Below are 19875 nucleotides of genomic sequence, written 5' to 3'. Positions count from 1 at the left end.
GAAGTAGCCTATCTATGTGGAAGATCTCTTCGGGCATGGGCCCGGCAATGATGACGACGACGGCGGCAGTGCTGCTCCTGCCGCCGGGCGGGCTGCCGGGGGAGGAGGCGCTTCCCCGCGCGGCCCGCTTGCCGTCCGGATGCGTCCCCGCACCCTTGATGAGGTGGTGGGCCAGCAACACCTGCTGGGTCAGGGGTCACCCCTGCGCCAGCTCGCTGCCGGTGCGGGAGCCGATACAGCCGGCCCGGCAGGACCCACGTCGCTCATTCTCTGGGGCCCTCCCGGAACCGGCAAGACCACCCTTGCCCATGTGATTGCCAGGGGACCGGGCCGGAAGTTCGTTGAACTTTCCGCCATCACCGCAGGCGTCAAGGACGTGCGGCGGGTGATGGACGATGCCCTCACCGCCCGGGACCTGTACAAGACCACCACCGTGCTCTTCCTCGACGAGATCCACCGCTTCAACAAAGCCCAGCAGGATGCCCTGCTACCCGGGGTGGAAAACCGCTGGGTGGTCCTGGTGGCGGCCACCACCGAGAACCCCTCGTTTTCGGTGGTTTCGCCGCTCTTGTCCCGTTCCCTGCTGCTGACCCTGAAGCCACTCACCGACGCGGACATCGAAGGACTGATCCAGCGCGCCGTTGCAGATCCTCGCGGCCTGAACGGGAAAGTGGACCTCACTGAGGAAGCACTGGACCACCTCGTAAGGCTGTCCGGGGGTGATGCCCGCCGTGCCTTGACGGCACTGGAAGCGGCAGCCGGCGTTGCGTTCGGGGATGCGGACGATGCGGGGGAGGGGCCTGCCGCCGTCGAACTCAAACATACCGAGCGTGCCCTGGACGTTGCCGCCGTCCGGTATGACCGTGCCGGCGACCAGCACTACGACGTCATCAGCGCCTTCATCAAGTCCATCCGCGGTTCTGACGTGGACGCCGCCCTCCACTACCTGGCACGCATGCTGGAGGCGGGGGAGGACCCGCGCTTCATTGCCCGGAGGATCGTGATTTCCGCGGCCGAGGATGTGGGAATGGCCGATCCCACTGCCCTGCAGACAGCCGTGGCAGCGGCCCAGGCCGTGCAGCTGATCGGAATGCCGGAGGGCCGCATCATCCTTGCCGAGGCCGTGGTGCACCTGGCAACCGCCCCCAAGTCCAATGCCGCCTACATGGGCGTCAACAAGGCCATCGCCGACGTCCGGGCAGGCCTGGGAAACGGCATCCCCGCGCACCTGCGGGACGCGCACTACCCGGGTTCCAAGCAGCTTGGCCATGGCCTGGGGTACAAGTACGCCCACGACGCCCCGCACGGAGTAGCCACCCAGCAGTATCCCCCGGACGACCTCGTGGGGAGGGACTACTACCAGCCCACGGCCAACGGAGCGGAGCGGGACATTGCGGTGCGCCTGGAGCGGCTGCGGAAGATCGTCCGGGGCAAGTAACCGCCGTGGTAGGATAGATGTTTGTCTGGCAAGGCACGGACGCACAATCCCCCCGAATTACTTCGAGTTGGTTATGCCCTGTGCCCAGTAGCAAAAGGCAGCGGTTGGCCGATGCTCTCCATCGTGGAGGCCAGTAACACTGACACACCGCAGATATTGGAAGGACACAAGTGGCTAACAACACTCGTGCTCGCCGTCAGGCCCGCCTCTCGCGGTCCCTCGGCATCGCTCTGACCCCCAAGGCCGCCAAGTACATGGAGCGCCGCCCGTACGGCCCCGGTGAGCATGGCCGTGCCCGCAAGAAGCAGGACTCCGACTACGCCGTACGCCTCCGCGAAAAGCAGCGCCTGCGCGCCCAGTACGGCATCCGCGAAGCACAGATGACCCGTGCCTTCGAAGAAGCCCGCCGCACCAAGGGCCTGACCGGTGAAAACCTCATCGAACTGCTCGAAATGCGCCTTGACGCCCTGGTCCTGCGTGCCGGTTTCGCCCGCACCATCGCCCAGGCCCGCCAGCTTGTTGTGCACCGCCACATCATGGTTGACGGCGTCCGCGTTGACCGCCCGTCGTTCCGCGTCGGCGAGGGCCAGCTGGTCCACGTCCACACCCGCAGCGAAACCATGGTTCCGCTCCAGGTTGCAGCAGCCGGTGCCCACCGCGACGTCCTGCCCGCCGTCCCGGCCTACCTGGACGTCAAGCTGGAGGCCCTGCAGGCCCGCCTGGTCCGCCGCCCCAAGCGCTCCGAGGTCCCCGTGACCTGCGAAGAGCAGCTCGTCGTCGAATTCTACGCACGCTAAATCCCAGCAGCGTATCCAAAGAAGCCCGTGGCAAGCGCCGCGGGCTTCTTTGTATGTAAGGTACTTGGGGGACATCCGCGGAAACACGTTTTGCTGACGCATCCGCTGATGACATGAACCACGGAATTTCGAGGAGATGAAACGTCTATGTCTGGTGGCGATATTGCCGGCCTGATCGCTGCCGGGGTGTTTGCGCTCCTGGTGCTGCTGCTCGCGGTGCCCATCGTGAAGCTGGGCAAAGTACTTGACGAAGTGCGCACGGCCATCCGGTCCCTGAGCGACGGCGCCACGCCCCTGATGGACGAAGTCACGGCCACCGTGTCCACCACCAACCAGCAGCTGAAGAAAGTGGACGGCATCTCGTCCAACGTTTCGGACGCCTCCGCCAACCTGTCGGCGCTGTCCTCGCTTGTGGCCGCCACCGTCGGATCCCCGCTCATCAAGGTGGCAGCTTTCAGCTACGGTGTCCGCACCGCGTTCGCCAACCGCAAGAAACCCGCTGCCGGCCGCCGCAGCCGCTGAATTCCGGAGAACTAAAAATGAAACGACTTGTCTGGATGGGAATTGGCGTAGCCATCGGAGTGATCGCCTTCCGCAAGGTGACCGAAGTGCAGGCCAGCATGCAGTCCACGCTTGGCCCGGAGGGCCTCAACCGCGCGGTAAACCGGCTCGCAGACGGCGTCTACGACTTCGCCGACGCCGTCCGCGCCGGGATGCGTGAGCGCGAGACCGACCTCCGGGCCGCGCTCGGCGTCGAATCGGAAGACCTGGTCCGCCGCTGACCACACCTGGCGGGCCTGCACCACGCTGGCCTGCTGCCTGCCGACCGCACGATGCGGCGGCGCCAAACGTTATAACAACACCGGCGGGAACCGTATACCTACGGGAACCGCCACGCGAAAGAACCTCCGCGCCGGACAGCGCGCGGAGCAAGAAGGGTACGTAACAGCTCATGAAGTCGCAGGAGATCACAAAGCGCTGGGTGGACTTTTTTGTCAGCAAGGGCCACACCGCGGTTCCCTCCGCATCGTTGGTTTCGAGCGACCCCTCGCTGCTGTTCACGGTTGCCGGCATGGTGCCGTTCATTCCCTACCTGACGGCCAGGGAGGAAGCACCCTACTCACGCGCCGTCAGCGTGCAGAAGTGCATCCGCACCGGTGATATCGAGGAAGTGGGCAAGACTGCCCGCCACGGAACCTTCTTCCAGATGTGCGGCAACTTCTCCTTCGGGGATTACTTCAAGGAAGACGCCATCAAGTTCGCCTGGGAACTGCTCACCAAGAGCGTTGACGACGGCGGCTATGGCCTGGCGCCTGAGCGCCTGTGGGTGACGGTCTACGAGGAGGACGACGAAGCCAAGGAACTATGGCTGAAGAACACCGGCGTCCCCGCCGAGCGCATCCAGAAAATGGGCAAGGCGGACAACTACTGGCACACCGGCCAGCCCGGCCCTGCCGGCCCCTGCTCCGAAATCTACTACGACCGCGGCCCCGCATACGGCGTCGAGGGCGGGCCACTGGCGGACGAAACCCGCTACATCGAGATCTGGAACCTCGTGTTCATGCAGTACCAGATCGAAAATGTGCGTTCGAAGGAAGACTTCGACGTCGTGGGCGAGCTGCCCAAGCGCAATATCGACACCGGCCTGGGCATGGAGCGCCTGGCCATGATCCTGCAGGGCGTCGAGAACATGTACGAGACGGACCAGGTCCGCCCCGTGATCGACAAGGCCGCCGAACTCTCCGGCAGGGAGTACACGTCCGCCGAGTCCGACGACGACCCGCACCACACGGACGACGTGCGCATGCGCGTGGTCGCAGACCACATCCGCTCGGCGCTGATGCTCATCTCCGACGGCGTGACCCCCTCCAACGAGGGCCGCGGCTACGTCCTGCGCCGGCTCATCCGCCGTGCCGTCCGATCCATGCGCCTCCTCGGCGTGGAACAGGCCTGCCTGCCCGAACTGCTGCCCGCCTCCCGCGACGCCATGAAGGGCGTCTACCCCGTGGTTGAGACCGACTTCGCCAGGATCAGCCGCATCGCCTACGCGGAGGAGAAGGCCTTCCTGCGCACCATCGCTTCCGGCACTGCCCGGCTCGAGGATGCAGTGAAGGTGTCCAAGGCCGCCGACAAGCCGCTGTCCGGCGAGGACGCCTTCACCCTGCACGACACCTACGGGTTCCCTATCGACCTGACCCTGGAAATGGCAGAAGAAGCCGGGCTCAAAGTGGATGAGGCGGCGTTCCGCAGCCTCATGCAGGAACAGCGCAAGCGCGCCCAGGCGGATGCCAAGGGCAAGAAGGGCGGCCACGCAGACCTCAGCGCGTTCCAGGACATCCTGGCCCAGGGTGAGACGGTCTTCACCGGCTACACGGAGCTCGACGGCGAATCCCGGGTCCGCGGCATCCTCACGGGAGGCCGCCCGGTCCAGCAGGCCTCCACGGGTGACGAAATCGAGCTGGTGCTCTCCGAGACCCCGTTCTACGCGGAAGCAGGCGGCCAGGCCGCAGACACCGGCCTCATCACCGGTGACGGCTTCGTCGTCGAGGTCCTCGACGTCCAGCGGCCCCTTAAAGGCCTGAGCGTGCACAAGGCGATCGTCCGCGAGGGCGAAATCGGGTCGGACTCGCTGGTCCGCGCCGCCGTCGACCGTGAACGCCGGCACGCCGCCGAACAGGCCCACACCGGCACGCACATCGTGCACGCCGCACTCCACCAGATCCTCGGCCCTGAAGCCACGCAGCGCGGTTCCTTCAACAAGGCCGGCTACCTGCGCTTCGACTTCGCCTGGGGCGAGGGGCTGAGCACGGCAACCCGGTCCGAGATCGAGGAAGTCTCCAACCTGGCCATCCGGAACAACTTCCGGGTGGAGACCAAGGTGATGGGCCTGGCGGAGGCCAAGGCCCTCGGCGCCATGGCGCTGTTCGGTGAAAACTATGGCAGCGAAGTGCGCGTGGTGGAGATCGACGGCGCATGGTCCCGCGAGCTGTGCGGCGGCACCCACGTGCCCAACACCTCCCTGATCGGAAGCCTTTCGCTGCTGGGTGAGCAGTCCGTGGGGTCCGGAAACCGCCGCGTGGAGGCCTTCGTGGGTATGGACGCCTTCCGGCACCTTGCCGCCGAACGCGCGCTGGTGACCGAGCTGACCGAGCTCCTCAAAGTGCCCTCTGGCCAGCTGGCCGACCGGATTTCCGCCACCCTGGCCAAGCTCAAGGCCACGGAGAAGGAGCTGGACCGCCTCCGCAAGGAGCAGTTGGCCGCCTCGGCTGCACAGCTGGCCGGCAGCGCCAAGGACGCGGCAGGCGTGAGCGTCATCGCCCATGACGCCGGCCAGGTCAGTGGGGCCGACGATCTTCGCGGCCTGGCGCTGGACCTGCGCAACCGTCTCGGCTCGGCGCCGGCAACCGTGGCAGTTGCCGGCGTTGCCAACGACCGTCCCATGATCCTGGTGGCCACCAATGAGGCCGCCAGGGAGGCCGGGGTCAAGGCCGGTGCGCTGGTCCGCCTTGCCGCAGGTGTCCTCGGCGGCGGCGGCGGCGGCAAGGACGACGTCGCCCAGGGCGGCGGCACCGACGCCGGCAAGGTCGGCCAGGCCCTGGCCGCGGTTGTTGACGCCATTACGCGGCGCTAACACTCCAATGACCAGTCCTGCAGCTGCCGGCGCCTACCCCCAGGGCATCAAACTGGGGGTAGACGTCGGCACGGTCCGGGTGGGGGTTGCCATCTGCGACCGCGACTCGATCCTGGCCACGCCCTTCAAGACATTGGACCGCAACACCAGGAAAAACTCCGACGTCAGGGTCATCGCGAACCTGGTGGAGGAACTCGGCGCCGTCCAGGTGATCGTCGGTCTGCCCCGCACCCTGAAGGGTGAGGAACGGGCATCAGCCAAGATGGCCGTGGACTATGCCCAACTGCTGGCCGGCGAGCTTGCAGCCCGTGCTGTGGCGGTGCCGGTGAACCTCGTGGACGAACGTTTGAGCAGCGTGACTGCGCACCGCAACCTCCATGAAGCTGGCATGAGCAGCAGGAATCACCGTAAAGTAGTTGATCAGGTCGCGGCGGCAGGTATCCTTCAGCACGCCATCGACATGCAGAAAGCCAGGGGAGCGGACGTCGGCTCACGCGTGACTCCGCCACCCCCTTCCGTGGACCTGGGAGGCAGCGGGCAGGATGACACTGTGCCCACCACCCCCGGCGATACGGCCCGATCTTCAGATAATGGAAGGCAACAGTGAGCCCTGCCAACATTGACGACGCTTCCAGCCCCCTGGACGTCGGAGCAGCAAGACCGCTCACCCGCAAGGAACTCCGGGCACGGGAAAAGACCTTTAACACCGGAGGCCAGGACGCGGTTCCTGAGCAGGCGTACGAGACCGGTCACGACATTCCGCCGCAGCCATCGGAACCTCCCATGGCCCAGGACCCTCCCGTGGCCCCGGAACCACACCCCCTGCGTCAGGACGAGGCATTGCGCGAAGAAACTGCACCGCGGGAGACACCGGAGGAACACCCCGTTCCGGCTGCCCCCCTCACTCCGCCGTCGATCCAGGACACACACCAGGAAGATGTGCAGCCTCAGGTGCACCGTCACGGGGATGCCTACCCCACAGAATCCGGCCAGCCCGATGGGCTGCATGCCTACGATACGCCCGCCTACTCGGGAGTTTCGGGTGCCGGAGCGCACCAGCACACAGCGGGAACATATTACGACGAGCCCCACTACGCGGATGGGGCCGACTACCGTGCAGCGTCCCACGGAGAGCACTATGCCGATGGCCACTACGACCACGAGCACTACGCTGAAGCACCCTATGCGGAGGGGCACGACGACGGTGCGCGCCATCACGAATTCCTTCCCGCCCCGTCGGCGGCAACCGTAGTGGCCAAACCGTCCAAGAAGGTGCGCCGCCGCCGGCGGCTGCTGGCGCTGTTCCTGACCCTTGCAGTTTTCGTCACGGCCGTGGCAGTGGGCGCACAGTTCCTGAAGCCGCTGCTTGGCAACGACAAGCCCGCGGACTATCCCGGTCCGGGGACGGGCGAAGTCGTAGTGACAGTCGAGAACGGGGAAGGCACGCGCTCCGTTGCCTCAAAGCTGGAAAGCGAACGGGTGGTTGCGAACGCCGACACGTTCCTCCAGAGCTTCAGCGCATCCGGGGGAACACTTTCCCCAGGGGAGTATACGTTCAAGACCGAGATGAAGAACTCGGATGCCGTGAACGTCCTGCTGGGCAAGGACCAAACCAAGGTCATCTACTTCGCCCTCAGTGCAGGCCTGCGCGTGGGGGAGTCCCTGCAGGCGATCTCGCAAGGCTCTGGAATATCCATCCAGGACCTGCAGGCGCTCAGCAACCAGCCGGCCCAGTTCGGGCTGCCGGCCACCGCAAAAAACCTTGAGGGTTACCTGGCTCCGGGTGAACACCGTTTCCCCCTTGGTACACCGGCAAAGGACATCCTCAAGGCCCTGGTCAAGATCACAACCGACGAACTTGTGTCGCAGGGCATCACGGACCCGGCCAAGCAGTACGAGGCCGTGATCGTGGCCAGCATCGTGCAGGCTGAAGGCGGCCAGGCGGAGTATGGCGACGTCGCCGGGGCCATCTACAACCGGCTCAAGCCCAATGACCAGACCAACGGTTTCCTCCAGGTGGACTCGGCGGTGACCTACGGCCTGGGCACCAAGAGCTACAACTTCACGGACGAACAGCGCCAGGACAAGTCCAACCCGTATAACACCTACGCGAATCCCGGACTTCCCCCGGGACCCATCGGTTCTCCGGGAAAGACAGCCATTGATGCTGCGGCCAGGCCCAAGACCAACGACTACCTGTATTGGGTCACCATCAACCTGGACACCAAAGAGACCAAGTTCTCCAAGACGCTGGCCGAGCACAACGGATACGTCGAGCAGTACAACGCCTGGTGCGCGGCGAACGCCGGACGCTGCACATGAGCCTTCGGGCAGCCGTCCTGGGCCACCCGATCAGCCACTCGAAGTCGCCGGCACTGCATCTCGCTGCCTACGGCCGGCTGGGCGTCGGCATCAGCTACACGGCGATTGACGTCACTGAGCAGTTGCTGCCGCCGCTGATGCGGCAGATCCGCGACCAGCCGGGCTGGCGCGGCCTGTCCGTCACGATGCCCTTGAAGACGGCGATGCTCGGACAGGTGGACGAGGTCCGCGGCGTCGCCGGGATCCTGGGGGTAGTGAACACCGTTTCCTTCGAGGAACACGGCAGCAGTATCCGCGCCATCGGCTCCAATACGGATGTGGCCGGGATCGTGAACGCGCTGCGGCACGCAGGCACGGGAACCGCGCCGTCGGCTGTTGTGCTGGGCGGCGGGGGGACTGCAGCGTCAGCCGTCGCCGCGCTCAAGGAGCTGGGAGCCAACCGGGCCGAGGTCTTCGTCCGGGACACGTCCCGGACTGCAGAGGTTTGCGCCGCAGCTGAGAGCCTGGACGTTGCCCTGGTGATCCGGAGCCTTGCCGGGGCTGCCCGCCCGGCAGCGGAGGCCGACGTCGTAATTTCCACCCTCCCGCCGCGTGCGGCGGACGGAATCGCAGCGGAAATGGCCGCCCTGAAGACGGCCATGCCCGGCGTCTTGCTGGACGTCGCGTACGATCCTTGGCCCAGCCTGATCGCTTCGGTGTGGCAGGCAGGCGGCGGAACCGTGGTGCCCGGCCTGGAAATGCTCCTGTACCAGGCAGTCGAACAGGTGCGCCTGTTCAGCCGCCTGGATAAGGAAGTTAACGCATCTGTCATAGATGTGATGTGTGACGCAGTCGGCCTTCCCCGACGGGCGTTGTGACCGCCATACGTGGCAGGATGGAATATATGTTGCGTTGGTTGACTGCCGGTGAATCCCATGGTCCGGCCCTGATGGGAATTATTGAGGGCGTCCCCGCCGGTGTGGAGATCACCAGCGGGCACATCGCTGATTCACTGGCCCGCCGCCGCCTGGGCTACGGCCGCGGCGCACGCATGAAGTTCGAGCAGGACGTAGTGACCATCCTTGGCGGTGTCCGCCATGGCCTCACGCAGGGCGGCCCGGTGGCCGTCCAGGTGGGCAACACTGAGTGGCCCAAGTGGGAACAGATCATGTCGGCGGATCCCGTGGACCCGGAACTGCTCGCTGACCAGGCACGCAACGCGCCGCTGACCCGCCCCCGTCCCGGCCATGCGGATTTCACCGGAATGCAGAAGTACGGCTTCGCCGAGGCACGCCCCGTCCTGGAACGGGCCAGCGCGCGCGAGACCGCAACCCGCGTTGCCATGGGCACCGTTGCGGCACAGTTCCTCAAGCACCTCGGCATCGAGCTGGTCAGCCACACAGTCAGCATCGCCACTGTCGCAGTCCCGGAGGGGCGTCCCCTTCCGGTGCCCGCAGACGTCATTGCGCTCGACGCCGACCCGCTCCGCTGCTTCGACCGCGAAACCTCGGATGCGATGGTCGCCGAGGTGGACGCCGCCCACAAGGAGGGCGAAACCCTTGGCGGCGTGGTGGAAGTCCTCGCCTACGGCCTCCCGCCAGGACTGGGCAGCTACGTGCACTGGGACCGGCGCCTCGATTCCCGCCTTGCCGCCGCCCTGATGGGTATCCAGGCCATCAAGGGCGTGGAGGTCGGCGACGGCTTCCAGACAGCGGCGCGCCGCGGCTCCGCCGCCCATGACGAAATCGTGCGGGACGCTGACGGCCGCATTGTCCGCGCCAGCAACCGTGCCGGGGGCATCGAAGGCGGCATGAGCATCGGAGACGTCCTGCGCGTCCGGGCCGCCATGAAGCCCATTGCCACGGTGCCGCGCGCCCTCAAGACCATCGACGTCAGCACGGGGGAGCCTGCAAAGGCACACCACCAGCGTTCGGACGTCTGCGCGGTTCCGGCTGCCGGCGTGGTGGCAGAGGCAATGGTGGCCCTGGTCCTCGCCGAGGCCGTCACCGAAAAGTTCGGCGGCGACTCCGTCGCGGAGACCGCACGCAACATCAAGGGGTACCTGGACAGCATTCCGGCGTCCCTGGACTCGATCGGCCAATAAGTGCCCCACCGCAGCAAAACCGGACCTTCAGGCCGGCCCATTGTCCTGATCGGACCCATGGCGGTCGGCAAGTCGGCCATCGGGCAGCAGCTTGCCCATCAGCTCGGCGTCCCTTTCGTGGACACCGACGCCGTGATCGTGGCCGGCCATGGATCCATTTCGGATATATTTGCCGGGCGCGGTGAACATGCGTTCCGTGAGATCGAAGCACGGACGGTAGCCGACGTCGTGGAAGCGGCGGACGGAACCGTCGCAGTGATCTCCCTCGGCGGCGGCGCGGTGCTGGACTCCGGCACTCAGCAGCTGATCAGCCGCTGCACCGTGGTGTACCTCGAATGCGACGCGCAAACGGTGGCCGGCCGCATCGCCCGGAACTCCGGGCGCCCGCTGCTTGCCGGGGACGCCATGGGCCGCTGGACCGCAATGTTCGCCACCCGCAGGCCAGTCTATGAGCGGCTGGCTGACATCACCCTGGACGTGCGCCACGGCTCGGTTTCCGAGCTGGGCGCGCGGCTCGAAGCAGCACTGCGGGACTACGCAGCTGCCAAACAGGAAGTTGAAAAGTGAACACCGAATCAACAGTCATCAGTGTCACAGGCAGTTCCGCCGCCGAGAATTACGACGTTGTCGTGGGGCGGGGGCTGCTGGGTGACCTTCCGGGCCTGCTGGGGGAGCGGGTGCGGCGTGTGCTGGTCATCCATCCGCGTGCCTTGCGGCTCACCGGTGACACGGTCCGCGACGAGCTGGCCGCGGCAGGTTTCACCTCCCTGACCGCGGAAATCCCGGACGCCGAAGAGGGCAAGCACATCCAGGTGGCTGCCTTCTGCTGGCAGGTCCTGGGGCAGAACGACTTCACCCGGTCCGACGCCATCGTCGCCGTCGGCGGAGGCGCAGTCACGGATGTCGCCGGATTCGTTGCCGCCACCTGGCTGCGCGGCGTCAAGGTCATCCACATGCCTACCAGCCTGCTCGCCATGGTGGACGCCTCGGTGGGCGGGAAGACCGGCATCAACACGGCCGAAGGCAAGAACCTCGTGGGCGCCTTTCATCCTCCGGCGGGCGTGCTGGCGGATCTGGACACCCTCAACACGCTGCCCCGCAACGAGATGGTTTCCGGGATGGCGGAAGTCATCAAGTGCGGTTTCATCGCCGATCCCGCCATCCTCGACCTCGTGGAAAAGGACCCGGCCGCTGTGGTGGATCCGCAGTCGGAGGTCCTCCGGGAGCTGATCGAACGGGCCATCGCCGTCAAGGCCAGGGTGGTTTCCGAGGACCTCAAGGAATCCGGTTTGCGGGAAATCCTGAACTACGGGCACACCCTCGGGCATGCCATCGAGCTCGTCGAACGCTACTCGTGGCGTCACGGCGCCGCTGTTTCCGTTGGCATGATGTTTGCCGCCGAGCTGGCCCGCAGCGTGGGCCGCCTCAGCGATGCCGACGCCGACCGGCACCGGAACGTCCTTGAGAGCCTGGGGCTTCCGGTTACTTACCGGCGGGACCGGTGGCAAGCCCTCCTTGACGGGATGCGGCGCGACAAGAAGTCCCGCGGCGACCTGCTGCGCTTTGTTGTTTTGGACGGCGTGGCAAAACCAGGAATCCTCGATGTTCCCGACACCTCCCTGCTGTTCGCCGCGTACCAGGAAATTGCTTCCTGATGCAGGGGGACATGCAAGGAACAGCAGACTGGCCCGAGGCCGGTTTCCCGGGTATCCGGATCAACCCGGAATCGCTGCTGCCGGAGATTGTGAACGAGGACGCCTGCCGGGAGGCGCTGACGGTATCCACCGATCCGGCAGACCACATTTTCGTCCTCCTGGTGGAAGGACACGCCTCCGAGGCCGCCGAACTGCTGGCCGAAGCCCGGTTCAAGGACCCCGAATCCTTCCGGCTGCGCACCTTCGAGGCTGAGGTGCTGCGGGTTTCAAACCGCCTGGACCGTGCCGTGGAGCTCTTCCGCCAGCTCCTGGCCGAAGTACAGGGGTCGCCGCGGGAGGCCCTCGTGTGGCAGTTCCTGGGAAAGACCCAGTACAGTGCCGGCCAGATGTCCGCAGCTGTTGAATCGTTCGCTCGCGCACTCGACCTGCGGGTGGCGCAGTCCGCCGACGCGGCCCAGATCTACTCGTCCACCGTGGCGTTGCAGCGTGCCCGGGATGTCCTGGACCTGGCCTGCTGACACCGGCACGCTTCCTGTGTTGTTGCCCTCCAGCAGCTGCCCGAAGCCCCGGCCGGAAAGCGCCATCGATTTACCCGGTAGAATGGTTCTTGAATTTTTAACCACCCGATTTTTGACAAACACGCGCCGGCAGTCCGTTGAGGCTGCCTGCCCGGCATACAACGTCTGACAACGCGACCAGACAGAGAAACCAGAGGAAACAGTGGCAACCACTAACGACATCAAGAACGGAACGGTCCTGAAGCTTGAGGGCCAGCTCTGGAACATTATCGAATTCCAGCACGTCAAGCCGGGCAAGGGCGGTGCGTTCGTTCGCACCAAGATGCGCAACGTGATGTCCGGCAAGGTCGTGGACAAGACGTTCAACGCCGGGCTCAAGATCGAGACCGCAACGGTTGACCGCCGTGACTACCAGTACCTGTACCAGGACGGCGCCGATTTCGTGTTCATGGACACCTCGGACTACGACCAGATCACTGTCTCCGGCGCCACGGTGGGCGACGCCACCAACTTCATGCTCGAGAACCAGATGGTCAACATCGCCATCCACGAGGGCACCCCGCTGTACATCGAACTGCCGCCGAGCGTCGTGCTGGAAATCACCTACACCGAGCCGGGCCTGCAGGGTGACCGCTCCTCCGCAGGCACCAAGCCCGCAACCCTGGAAACCGGGTACGAGATCCAGGTTCCGCTGTTCATCGAAAACAACACCAAGGTCAAGGTGGACACCCGCGATGGCAGCTACCTGGGCCGGGTCACTGAGTAGTGAGCGCACGCGGTAAAGCCCGTAACAGGGCACTGGACGTTCTTTTTGAAGCTGAGCAGCGCTCGGTTTCCGCTTTTGACGTGATCCGCTCCCGGCGGGAAAAGACTGACCAGGTAATCAACCCGTACACCATCGAAATCGTTGAGGGTGTGCTGTCCCAGAAAACCGCCATCGACGAGTTCCTGGAGACGTACTCCCAGGGCTGGAGCCTCGAGCGGATGCCCTCGGTGGACCGCATCATCTTGCGCATCGGCACCTGGGAACTCCTGTACAACGACGATATTCCGGACGGGGTGGCGGTGAGCGAAGCGGTGGCGCTGGCCAAGACGCTTTCCACTGACGAGTCGCCCCAGTTCATCAACGGACTCCTGGGCCGCCTTCAGCAGCTGAAGCCTTCCCTGCTCGCATAACCAAACTGACAAGCCCCGTCCCGGCAAGCCTGGACGGGGCTTTTCGGTGCCCGCCTGCCCGCGGGGCCGCGCTCGGGTGGCAGGTCCCGGATCGTTGGAACCTATAGGATCTGAACATGCAGAAAGCCCCCAAGGACAACGGGCCCCGGCCGGAGGACATGGCGACGGCCCGCCGGCCGGGCCGCGCTGTCAACCGCCAGGTGCTCGCCGACCACGTCTACGCGGAACTCCTGGCGTCCCTTATGGACGGCCGCCTGGCGCCGGGAGCCGTGGTCAGCATTGACGGCACCGCCCGGGACCTGGACGTTTCGCCCACGCCTGTCCGCGAGGCGTTGGCGAGGCTGGAGCACACGGGCATGGTCCGGAGGGTGGCCCTCAAGGGGTACCGGGTGGCTCCGGTCTTCACAAGGGAGGACTTCGCCGAGCTCATGGAGGCGCGGCTGGCTATCGAACCCGTGAACGCCAAGCTGGCCTGTGAACGGATCGGCCGGAAGGGCCTGGCCGAACTGGAAACGGCGGTGGAGGACCTGAAGGCCGCTCCACGGGGCCCGTCCTTCGCCGAGTTCAAGGACTACCTGGAAGCGGACGAGCGTTTTCACCAGCTCATCGCCCAGCACACCGGAAACCAGTTCATGGAAGCCGCCTATGCGTCCCTCGGCGGCCAGATCCAGCGGTTCAGGCTCTTCGGGGGAGTGGGAATTACCGACGCCGACAGCGCAATAGCCGAACACCAGGCGGTGCTGAAGGCCCTGTTATCGGGCGATCCCGGCAAGGCCGAGGCTGCAATGGCCGCGCACATCAGGCAGGTCCGTGCGCGGGCCATGGCTGACGCCCCGGCAGGCTGAACCAGCCCCCCGACCCAACTGGGTAGCGCCAAGTGTCGTTTTGAACCCCCAAAACGACACTTGGCGCTACTTAGTTGGGTTGCCCCCGCGTCGGTGTGACCTTGACAACACCGCTGCAATAATAAATCCTATAGGAAAGAGGATCTAGCAAGGGAGCTACACCATGGCGTACACAGCCGACAACTGGCCCATCACCGCGGCACTGCTGCAATTTCCGGGAACGGACACCGAGGGTGTCCACGTGAACGACGCCGAGGCCTCCGTCTGGGCCGACGTCCTGTCCGAGGTAAAGGAGGCCGGCTTCGCCAACGCGGACCTCACGGACAGCTGGGTTCGCCCGGGCGATCTGAGCCAGGGGCGCCTGGCCGAGTTTAAGCAGACCGCGGACACGGTGGGGATCGGCGTGCCGGTGATCTCGGCCATCCGCCGCAGCGTCATCGAAGAAGGCAAGTGGGAAGAAAACCTGGCCTACAGCCACCGCACCATTGACGCCGCAGCAGAGCTGGGCTGCGAGGTTGTCTCCTTCGGCCTCCACCAGGCCATCACGGCGGAGCAGCAGAAGCACCTGTGGTTCTGGACGGTGGAAGGCTACAAGGACCCTGAAGGCAACAAGGAAGCGTGGAACAACGCGGTGACCCGCCTCCGTGAACTGGGCCGCCACGCCGCCGAGGTGGGCGTGCTGCTGTCCCTGGAAATGTACGAGGACACATACCTGGGCACCGCCGACTCCTCCGTGAAGCTGGTCCAGGACATCGGCCTCGACAACGTTGGCCTCAACCCTGACCTCGGCAACCTTATCCGGTTGCACCGGCCCATCGAGGACTGGCGCGAGATGGTGGCCAAGACCCTGCCGTACTCCAACTACTGGCACATGAAGAACTACATCCGGGACGAAGACGAGGCCCGCGACATGTACGTCACCATGCCGGCACCCATGGAGAGCGGTCTCATCAACTACCGCGAGGCGTTCAAGGTCGCCCTGTCCGTGGGCTTCCAGGGCATCCTTTGCACCGAGCACTACGGCGGCGACGGACTGAGCGTAACCGCCAGCAACCAGGCTTACCTTCGCCGCCACGTCCTCCCCAAGACCCACGGATACGCGCTGGGCACGAGCCAGGTGGCCCAAGGACGCCAGCAGCCGTCCGCAGTGGCGCTCACCAGCGCCTGATCGCATCCGGCTTTCATGCCCACGGCAACACTCTCCTACGGATTTCAATGAGGAAACCATGACCCAGATCTTCGACAACCCCGCAGACTTCGCGGATGAGGCACTGGACGGCTTTGCCGCAGCCAACCGCGCGTACGTGGCCCGGGTGGACGGCGGTGTGGTCCGTTCCACCGAGATGCCCGCCGGCCAGGTCGCCCTGGTGGTAGGTGGCGGCTCCGGCCACTACCCGGCCTTCGCCGGACTGGTGGGACCGGGCCTCGCCGCCGGCGCCGCGTGCGGCAACATGTTCGCGTCTCCTGCCGCGGGACAGGTTTACCGGGTGGCCAAGGCTGCCAGCGCCGGCGGCGGAGTCCTGCTGAGCTACGGCAACTACGCGGGGGACGTGCTCCACTTCGGGCAGGCCCAGCTCCGCCTTAACGCCGAGGGCATCGAGACCCGCACCGTCCTCGTCACCGACGACATCGCCAGTGCGCCGCTGGACCAGATCGGCAAACGCCGCGGCATAGCCGGCGACCTCACGGTCTTCAAGATCGCCGGCGCCGCAGCCGAAGCGGGCCTGGACCTTGACGCCGTCGAACGGCTTGCCCTCCGGACCAACCACCGCACCCGGTCCCTCGGCGTGGCCTTTGAGGGCTGCACGCTTCCGGGCGCAGGAGAGCCGCTGTTCCACGTTCCCCCGGGCCAGATGTCGCTGGGCCTGGGGATCCACGGCGAACCGGGCATCTCTGAGCACCCCATGCCCACGGCGTCCGAGCTCGCGGAACTCCTTGTCTCCAGGCTGCTCGTCGACAGACCCGACGACGCGGGAAACCGCGTAGTTGCCATCGTCAACGGCCTGGGCACCGTGAAATACGAGGAACTGTTCCTGCTCTACGGCAAGATCGAGAAACTCCTCACTGCCGCCGGCCTCACCGTTGTGGAGCCCGAGTGCGGCGAACTGGTCACGAGCCTGGACATGTCCGGGCTCTCCCTCACCCTGCTCTGGCTGGACGACGAGCTGGAGCGGTACTGGGCCGCGCCTGCCGACACCCCCGCTTTCCGGAAGGGAAACCTCGCACCGCGTGCCCGCCGGCACTTCGCCGGAGCCGAGGATGAGGCAGCCGGCGACGTGGAAGAGGCGACGGCCGCTGCGGCGGCCGTGGGCCGGCTGGCAGCCGACCTGCTCGCCCAAGTGCAGGCCGTCGTCGTCGAACATGAAGAGGAACTTGGCAGGCTGGACGCCATTGCCGGCGACGGCGACCACGGCATCGGCATGCGCCGCGGCGTGGACGCGGCAGCGGCGGCTGCCACTGAATCAGCGGCCGCCGGAGCTTCCGTCGAGCGCGTGCTGGCGGCGGCGGGGGAGGCCTGGAGTGAACGCGCCGGCGGCACCTCCGGTGCGTTGTGGGGGTCGGCCGTGATTGCTGCCGGGCTGGCGCTAGGCAACAAGGATTCGTACGGCGGTGACGACGCCGCCGCCGCCGTGACCGCGTTCGTCGATGCCGTCACCGAACTGGGCAGGGCTGAACCGGGGGACAAGACCATGGTGGACGCGCTGCTTCCCTACGAGGAGGCTTTCCGGGCAGCGTTCGACGGCGGCACGCAGGTGAAGGGGGCGCTTGCAGCGGCGGCTGCTGCTGCACAGGAGGCGGCGGACGCCACTGCTTCCCTCCGGCCGCTCAAGGGCCGTGCCCGGCCCCTTGCGGAGAAGAGCCTGGGGCATCCCGATCCGGGCGCCGTTTCCTTCGGGCTCATCGCAGCCCGGATCTCACGCTATGCCGAATCCGGCACGGCCGATAGCACGCTGACTGATTCCCTGGCCGCTTCCGCGGCCGGAAATGGAGCAAAAGAATGAGCGCAGGACAGAACACAGGACCGAATCCAGGACAGGGCGCGGCAGCAGGATGGCGCATTGTCGTTGGCAACGATGAAGCCGGCGTCGAATACAAGAATGCCCTGAAGGCGCTGCTCGAGGCAGACAGCCGAGTGGCGTCCGTCGTCGACATTGGCGTAGGCGCGAATGACTCGACCGCGTACCCGCACGTTGCCGTGGACGCCGCCCGGAAAGTGGCAGAGGGTGAGGCAGACCGCGCCCTGCTGATCTGCGGTACCGGCCTGGGGGTGGCCATCGCGGCCAACAAAGTCCCGGGCATACGTGCGGTTACGGCCCACGACGGCTATTCGGTGGAACGCTCGGTCCTGAGCAACAACGCCCAGGTCCTCACCATGGGCCAGCGCGTCATCGGCCTCGAACTGGCCAAGAAGCTGGTGGGCGAATGGCTCGACTACCGCTTCGATGAGACTTCAGCCTCCGCCGCCAAGGTGGACGCCATCTGCTCCTACGAGCCCGACTACACGAAGGCAATCTGACCATGACCGAACCAGCAAGCACCCCAACTGCAACTAATGCCAGCAGCGCACGGAAGATCGCCGTCGTCGGCTCCGGCTACATGGGCGGCGGCATCGCCCAGGTCCTGGCGCTGGGAGGAGCGCGTGTTGCACTGGCGGACGTGTCCGCCGAAGTGGCGCAGGGCAACTACGACCGCCTGCTGGCCGAATCGGACCAGTTCGTGGCCGATGGCCTTTTCCCCGCCGGCAGCACCGAGATCCTAAAGCAGAACCTCTGGGCCGCGAAGGACATCGAGGAAGCCGTAGCGGGCGCTGACTTCATCGAAGAGGCCGTCCCCGAGGTCATCGCCATCAAGCACCAGACGCTGGCACGCATCAGCGCAGCGGCAAGGCCGGACGCCATCATCGGTTCCAACACCTCCACGATTTCCATCGCCGAACTGTCCGGGCCGGTCATCAACCCGGAACGCTTCCTCGGCGTGCACTTCTCCAACCCGTCGCCGTTCATCCCCGGTGTGGAAATCATTCCCCATGCAGGCACCGCCGCCTCCACCGTTGGTGCTGCACGCGACCTGGTCCACGCCGCCGGCAAGCAGACAGCCGTGGTCAAGGACGTCACCGGCTTCGTGCTCAACCGCCTGCAGTATGCGCTGTTCCACGAGGCTGCCCAGCTGGTCGAGCAGGGGATTGCGACGGCGGACGACGTTGACACACTGGTCCGCACCACCTTTGGTTTCCGGCTGCCGTTCTTTGGGCCCTTCGCCATTGCGGACATGGCCGGGCTGGATGTCTACAACTTCTGCTACAAGTCCCTGCAGACCGACTTCCCGGAGAGGTTTGCCACGCCGAAAATCCTTAGTGACCTGGTGGAGGCCGGGAAGCTCGGCACCAAGACCGGCGCCGGCTTCCTCAATGTCCCTGCCGAGCGCACGCCCGAACTCATCGCATACCGCAACAAAGCGTACGTGGCCATGCAGAAACTGCTTGATGAGCTCGGCCCGGCACCCATCAGCTGACCATCCCTTCCTACTCACAGGAGCAAGCATGGGTACTTTTCCCTCACAACGCACGGCCATCGTCACCGGGGCCGTCTCCGAGCGCGGCATCGGCCGGGCCACCGCCAACTACCTTGCGGCCCAGGGCTGGAACATCGGCATCATTGACCTCGACGACGCGCTATGCAAGGCGACGGCCAAGGAATTAGCGTCCCGGTACGGCGTGCAGGCCCACGGCGCCGGTGCCAACGTGGCTGACGAAGGCTCCGTCCGCGCCGCCATAGACTCGATCGAAGCCGAGCTGCCGCAGGTGGTGGCCCTGGCCAACATTGCCGGCGTCAGCTCCCCGGTACCGTACCTGGACCTTGACGCGGCCGAGTGGGACCGCGTGCTGAACATCAACCTGAACGGCGTCCACTACGCCACCCGCCGCGTGGCGGAGTCCATGGCCAAGAACCGGATCGGGCGGATCGTCAACATCTCTTCGGTGTCCGCCCAGCGGGGCGGCGGAACGTTCTCCAAAACGCCCTACTCGGTGGCCAAGGCCGGTGTGATCGGCCTGACCCGCTCCACCGCCCGCGAACTGGGGGAGTACGACATCACCGTCAACGCCGTCTCCCCGGGCCCGATCGACACCGACATCATGGGCGGCACCCTCAGCGAGGAACGCAAGGAAGAACTCACCCGCGACCTGGTGGTCAACCGGGTGGGATCCACCCGCGACGTCGCGGCCGCCATCGCCTTCCTCATCAGCGAGGACGCCGGGTACATCTCCGGCCAGACGCTGAATGTGGACGGCGGGCTCTACATGCACTAGGAAAGGACCCCCATGGGCGCCTGGACCAAGGAACGACGGATCTATCTGGCAATCGGCGTGCTCGCCTGCCTGGTGGGCGTGGTTCTCATCGCCTTCCCGCTG

General features: G+C 65.8%; 20 protein-coding genes. All 20 read left to right on the top strand.

Features of this window, described 5'->3' with window-relative positions:
- The first annotated feature begins 16 nt into the window (after window positions 1-16).
- The 20 genes from C3B78_RS10795 to C3B78_RS10700 all read left to right on the top strand — a co-directional run bounded on the left by C3B78_RS10795 (window position 17) and on the right by C3B78_RS10700 (window position 19773).
- Entirely contained in the window at window positions 17-1438 is a 1422-nt protein-coding gene (locus C3B78_RS10795) for a replication-associated recombination protein A (protein WP_104998068.1), read from the top strand.
- Between the two features lie 170 nt (window positions 1439-1608).
- Window positions 1609-2235: a 30S ribosomal protein S4 gene (gene rpsD, locus C3B78_RS10790; protein WP_104185938.1), complete on the top strand. Its 627-nt coding sequence runs from the start codon at window positions 1609-1611 to the stop codon at window positions 2233-2235.
- A 147-nt stretch (window positions 2236-2382) separates the two neighbouring features.
- A complete protein-coding gene (locus C3B78_RS10785) occupies window positions 2383-2757 on the top strand; it encodes a DUF948 domain-containing protein (RefSeq protein WP_104998067.1) in 375 nt (124 codons plus the stop codon).
- A gap of 17 nt (window positions 2758-2774) precedes the next feature.
- On the top strand, window positions 2775-3017 hold the full coding sequence (locus tag C3B78_RS10780; RefSeq protein ID WP_199775235.1) for a hypothetical protein: 243 nt from the start codon (window positions 2775-2777) through the stop codon (window positions 3015-3017).
- Window positions 3018-3187: 170 nt separating this feature from the next.
- On the top strand, window positions 3188-5866 hold the full coding sequence (gene alaS, locus C3B78_RS10775) for an alanine--tRNA ligase (RefSeq protein ID WP_104998066.1): 2679 nt from the start codon (window positions 3188-3190) through the stop codon (window positions 5864-5866).
- Window positions 5867-5873: 7 nt separating this feature from the next.
- Window positions 5874-6473, top strand: coding sequence for a Holliday junction resolvase RuvX (gene ruvX / locus C3B78_RS10770; RefSeq protein ID WP_104998065.1), 600 nt, complete (start codon window positions 5874-5876; stop codon window positions 6471-6473).
- Entirely contained in the window at window positions 6470-8188 is a 1719-nt protein-coding gene (mltG, locus tag C3B78_RS10765) for an endolytic transglycosylase MltG (RefSeq protein ID WP_104998064.1), read from the top strand. The genes ruvX and mltG overlap by 4 nt, the downstream gene beginning before the upstream one ends.
- On the top strand, window positions 8185-9045 hold the full coding sequence (locus tag C3B78_RS10760; RefSeq protein WP_104999747.1) for a shikimate dehydrogenase: 861 nt from the start codon (window positions 8185-8187) through the stop codon (window positions 9043-9045). The genes mltG and C3B78_RS10760 overlap by 4 nt, the downstream gene beginning before the upstream one ends.
- A gap of 26 nt (window positions 9046-9071) precedes the next feature.
- Complete coding sequence (aroC, locus tag C3B78_RS10755) at window positions 9072-10271, top strand: chorismate synthase (RefSeq protein WP_104998063.1); 1200 nt, start codon at window positions 9072-9074, stop codon at window positions 10269-10271.
- Entirely contained in the window at window positions 10272-10838 is a 567-nt protein-coding gene (locus C3B78_RS10750) for a shikimate kinase (protein ID WP_104998062.1), read from the top strand.
- Window positions 10835-11926 carry a 3-dehydroquinate synthase gene (gene aroB, locus C3B78_RS10745; RefSeq protein ID WP_104998061.1) on the top strand — a complete coding sequence of 364 codons (1092 nt, stop codon included), beginning with the start codon at window positions 10835-10837 and terminating at the stop codon, window positions 11924-11926. Before C3B78_RS10750 ends, aroB begins: the two co-directional genes overlap by 4 nt.
- The gene (locus C3B78_RS10740) at window positions 11926-12444 is read left to right on the top strand and encodes a tetratricopeptide repeat protein (RefSeq protein ID WP_104998060.1); all 519 of its coding nucleotides are present in this window, start codon (window positions 11926-11928) and stop codon (window positions 12442-12444) included. The genes aroB and C3B78_RS10740 overlap by 1 nt, the downstream gene beginning before the upstream one ends.
- A 202-nt stretch (window positions 12445-12646) precedes the next feature.
- Entirely contained in the window at window positions 12647-13210 is a 564-nt protein-coding gene (gene efp / locus C3B78_RS10735; RefSeq protein ID WP_050054941.1) for an elongation factor P, read from the top strand.
- On the top strand, window positions 13210-13620 hold the full coding sequence (gene nusB, locus C3B78_RS10730; protein ID WP_104998059.1) for a transcription antitermination factor NusB: 411 nt from the start codon (window positions 13210-13212) through the stop codon (window positions 13618-13620). Before efp ends, nusB begins: the two co-directional genes overlap by 1 nt.
- A gap of 158 nt (window positions 13621-13778) precedes the next feature.
- Complete coding sequence (locus C3B78_RS10725; RefSeq protein ID WP_104999746.1) at window positions 13779-14465, top strand: GntR family transcriptional regulator; 687 nt, start codon at window positions 13779-13781, stop codon at window positions 14463-14465.
- Window positions 14466-14628: 163 nt separating this feature from the next.
- Window positions 14629-15633, top strand: coding sequence for a sugar phosphate isomerase/epimerase family protein (locus C3B78_RS10720; RefSeq protein ID WP_104998058.1), 1005 nt, complete (start codon window positions 14629-14631; stop codon window positions 15631-15633).
- 58 nt (window positions 15634-15691) lie between these two features.
- Window positions 15692-17467: a dihydroxyacetone kinase subunit DhaL gene (gene dhaL / locus C3B78_RS10715; RefSeq protein WP_104998057.1), complete on the top strand. Its 1776-nt coding sequence runs from the start codon at window positions 15692-15694 to the stop codon at window positions 17465-17467.
- Window positions 17464-17982, top strand: coding sequence for a ribose-5-phosphate isomerase (locus C3B78_RS10710; protein WP_104998056.1), 519 nt, complete (start codon window positions 17464-17466; stop codon window positions 17980-17982). Before dhaL ends, C3B78_RS10710 begins: the two co-directional genes overlap by 4 nt.
- Before the next feature lie 2 nt (window positions 17983-17984).
- A complete protein-coding gene (locus C3B78_RS10705) occupies window positions 17985-18977 on the top strand; it encodes a 3-hydroxyacyl-CoA dehydrogenase family protein (protein WP_104998055.1) in 993 nt (330 codons plus the stop codon).
- A gap of 28 nt (window positions 18978-19005) precedes the next feature.
- Window positions 19006-19773: an SDR family NAD(P)-dependent oxidoreductase gene (locus C3B78_RS10700; RefSeq protein WP_104998054.1), complete on the top strand. Its 768-nt coding sequence runs from the start codon at window positions 19006-19008 to the stop codon at window positions 19771-19773.
- Window positions 19774-19875 lie beyond the last annotated feature (102 nt).

It is taken from the genome of Arthrobacter sp. PGP41 (assembly GCF_002953935.1).
Lineage (GTDB): Bacteria > Actinomycetota > Actinomycetes > Actinomycetales > Micrococcaceae > Arthrobacter.
This window is presented reverse-complemented; position numbering and strand designations above follow the sequence as displayed.

Excerpts from the sequence above, each read along its gene's own strand:
- C3B78_RS10785 (WP_104998067.1), top strand. The coding sequence starts at position 2,383 with ATGTCTGGTGGCGATATTGCCGGCCTGATCGCTGCCGGGGTGTTTGCG.
- C3B78_RS10780 (WP_199775235.1), top strand. The coding sequence starts at position 2,775 with ATGAAACGACTTGTCTGGATGGGAATTGGCGTAGCCATCGGAGTGATC.
- alaS (WP_104998066.1), top strand. The coding sequence starts at position 3,188 with ATGAAGTCGCAGGAGATCACAAAGCGCTGGGTGGACTTTTTTGTCAGC.
- ruvX (WP_104998065.1), top strand. The coding sequence starts at position 5,874 with ATGACCAGTCCTGCAGCTGCCGGCGCCTACCCCCAGGGCATCAAACTG.
- C3B78_RS10760 (WP_104999747.1), top strand. The coding sequence starts at position 8,185 with ATGAGCCTTCGGGCAGCCGTCCTGGGCCACCCGATCAGCCACTCGAAG.
- aroC (WP_104998063.1), top strand. The coding sequence starts at position 9,072 with ATGTTGCGTTGGTTGACTGCCGGTGAATCCCATGGTCCGGCCCTGATG.
- C3B78_RS10740 (WP_104998060.1), top strand. The coding sequence starts at position 11,926 with ATGCAGGGGGACATGCAAGGAACAGCAGACTGGCCCGAGGCCGGTTTC.
- C3B78_RS10725 (WP_104999746.1), top strand. The coding sequence starts at position 13,779 with ATGGCGACGGCCCGCCGGCCGGGCCGCGCTGTCAACCGCCAGGTGCTC.
- C3B78_RS10720 (WP_104998058.1), top strand. The coding sequence starts at position 14,629 with ATGGCGTACACAGCCGACAACTGGCCCATCACCGCGGCACTGCTGCAA.
- dhaL (WP_104998057.1), top strand. The coding sequence starts at position 15,692 with ATGACCCAGATCTTCGACAACCCCGCAGACTTCGCGGATGAGGCACTG.
- C3B78_RS10710 (WP_104998056.1), top strand. The coding sequence starts at position 17,464 with ATGAGCGCAGGACAGAACACAGGACCGAATCCAGGACAGGGCGCGGCA.
- C3B78_RS10705 (WP_104998055.1), top strand. The coding sequence starts at position 17,985 with ATGACCGAACCAGCAAGCACCCCAACTGCAACTAATGCCAGCAGCGCA.
- C3B78_RS10700 (WP_104998054.1), top strand. The coding sequence starts at position 19,006 with ATGGGTACTTTTCCCTCACAACGCACGGCCATCGTCACCGGGGCCGTC.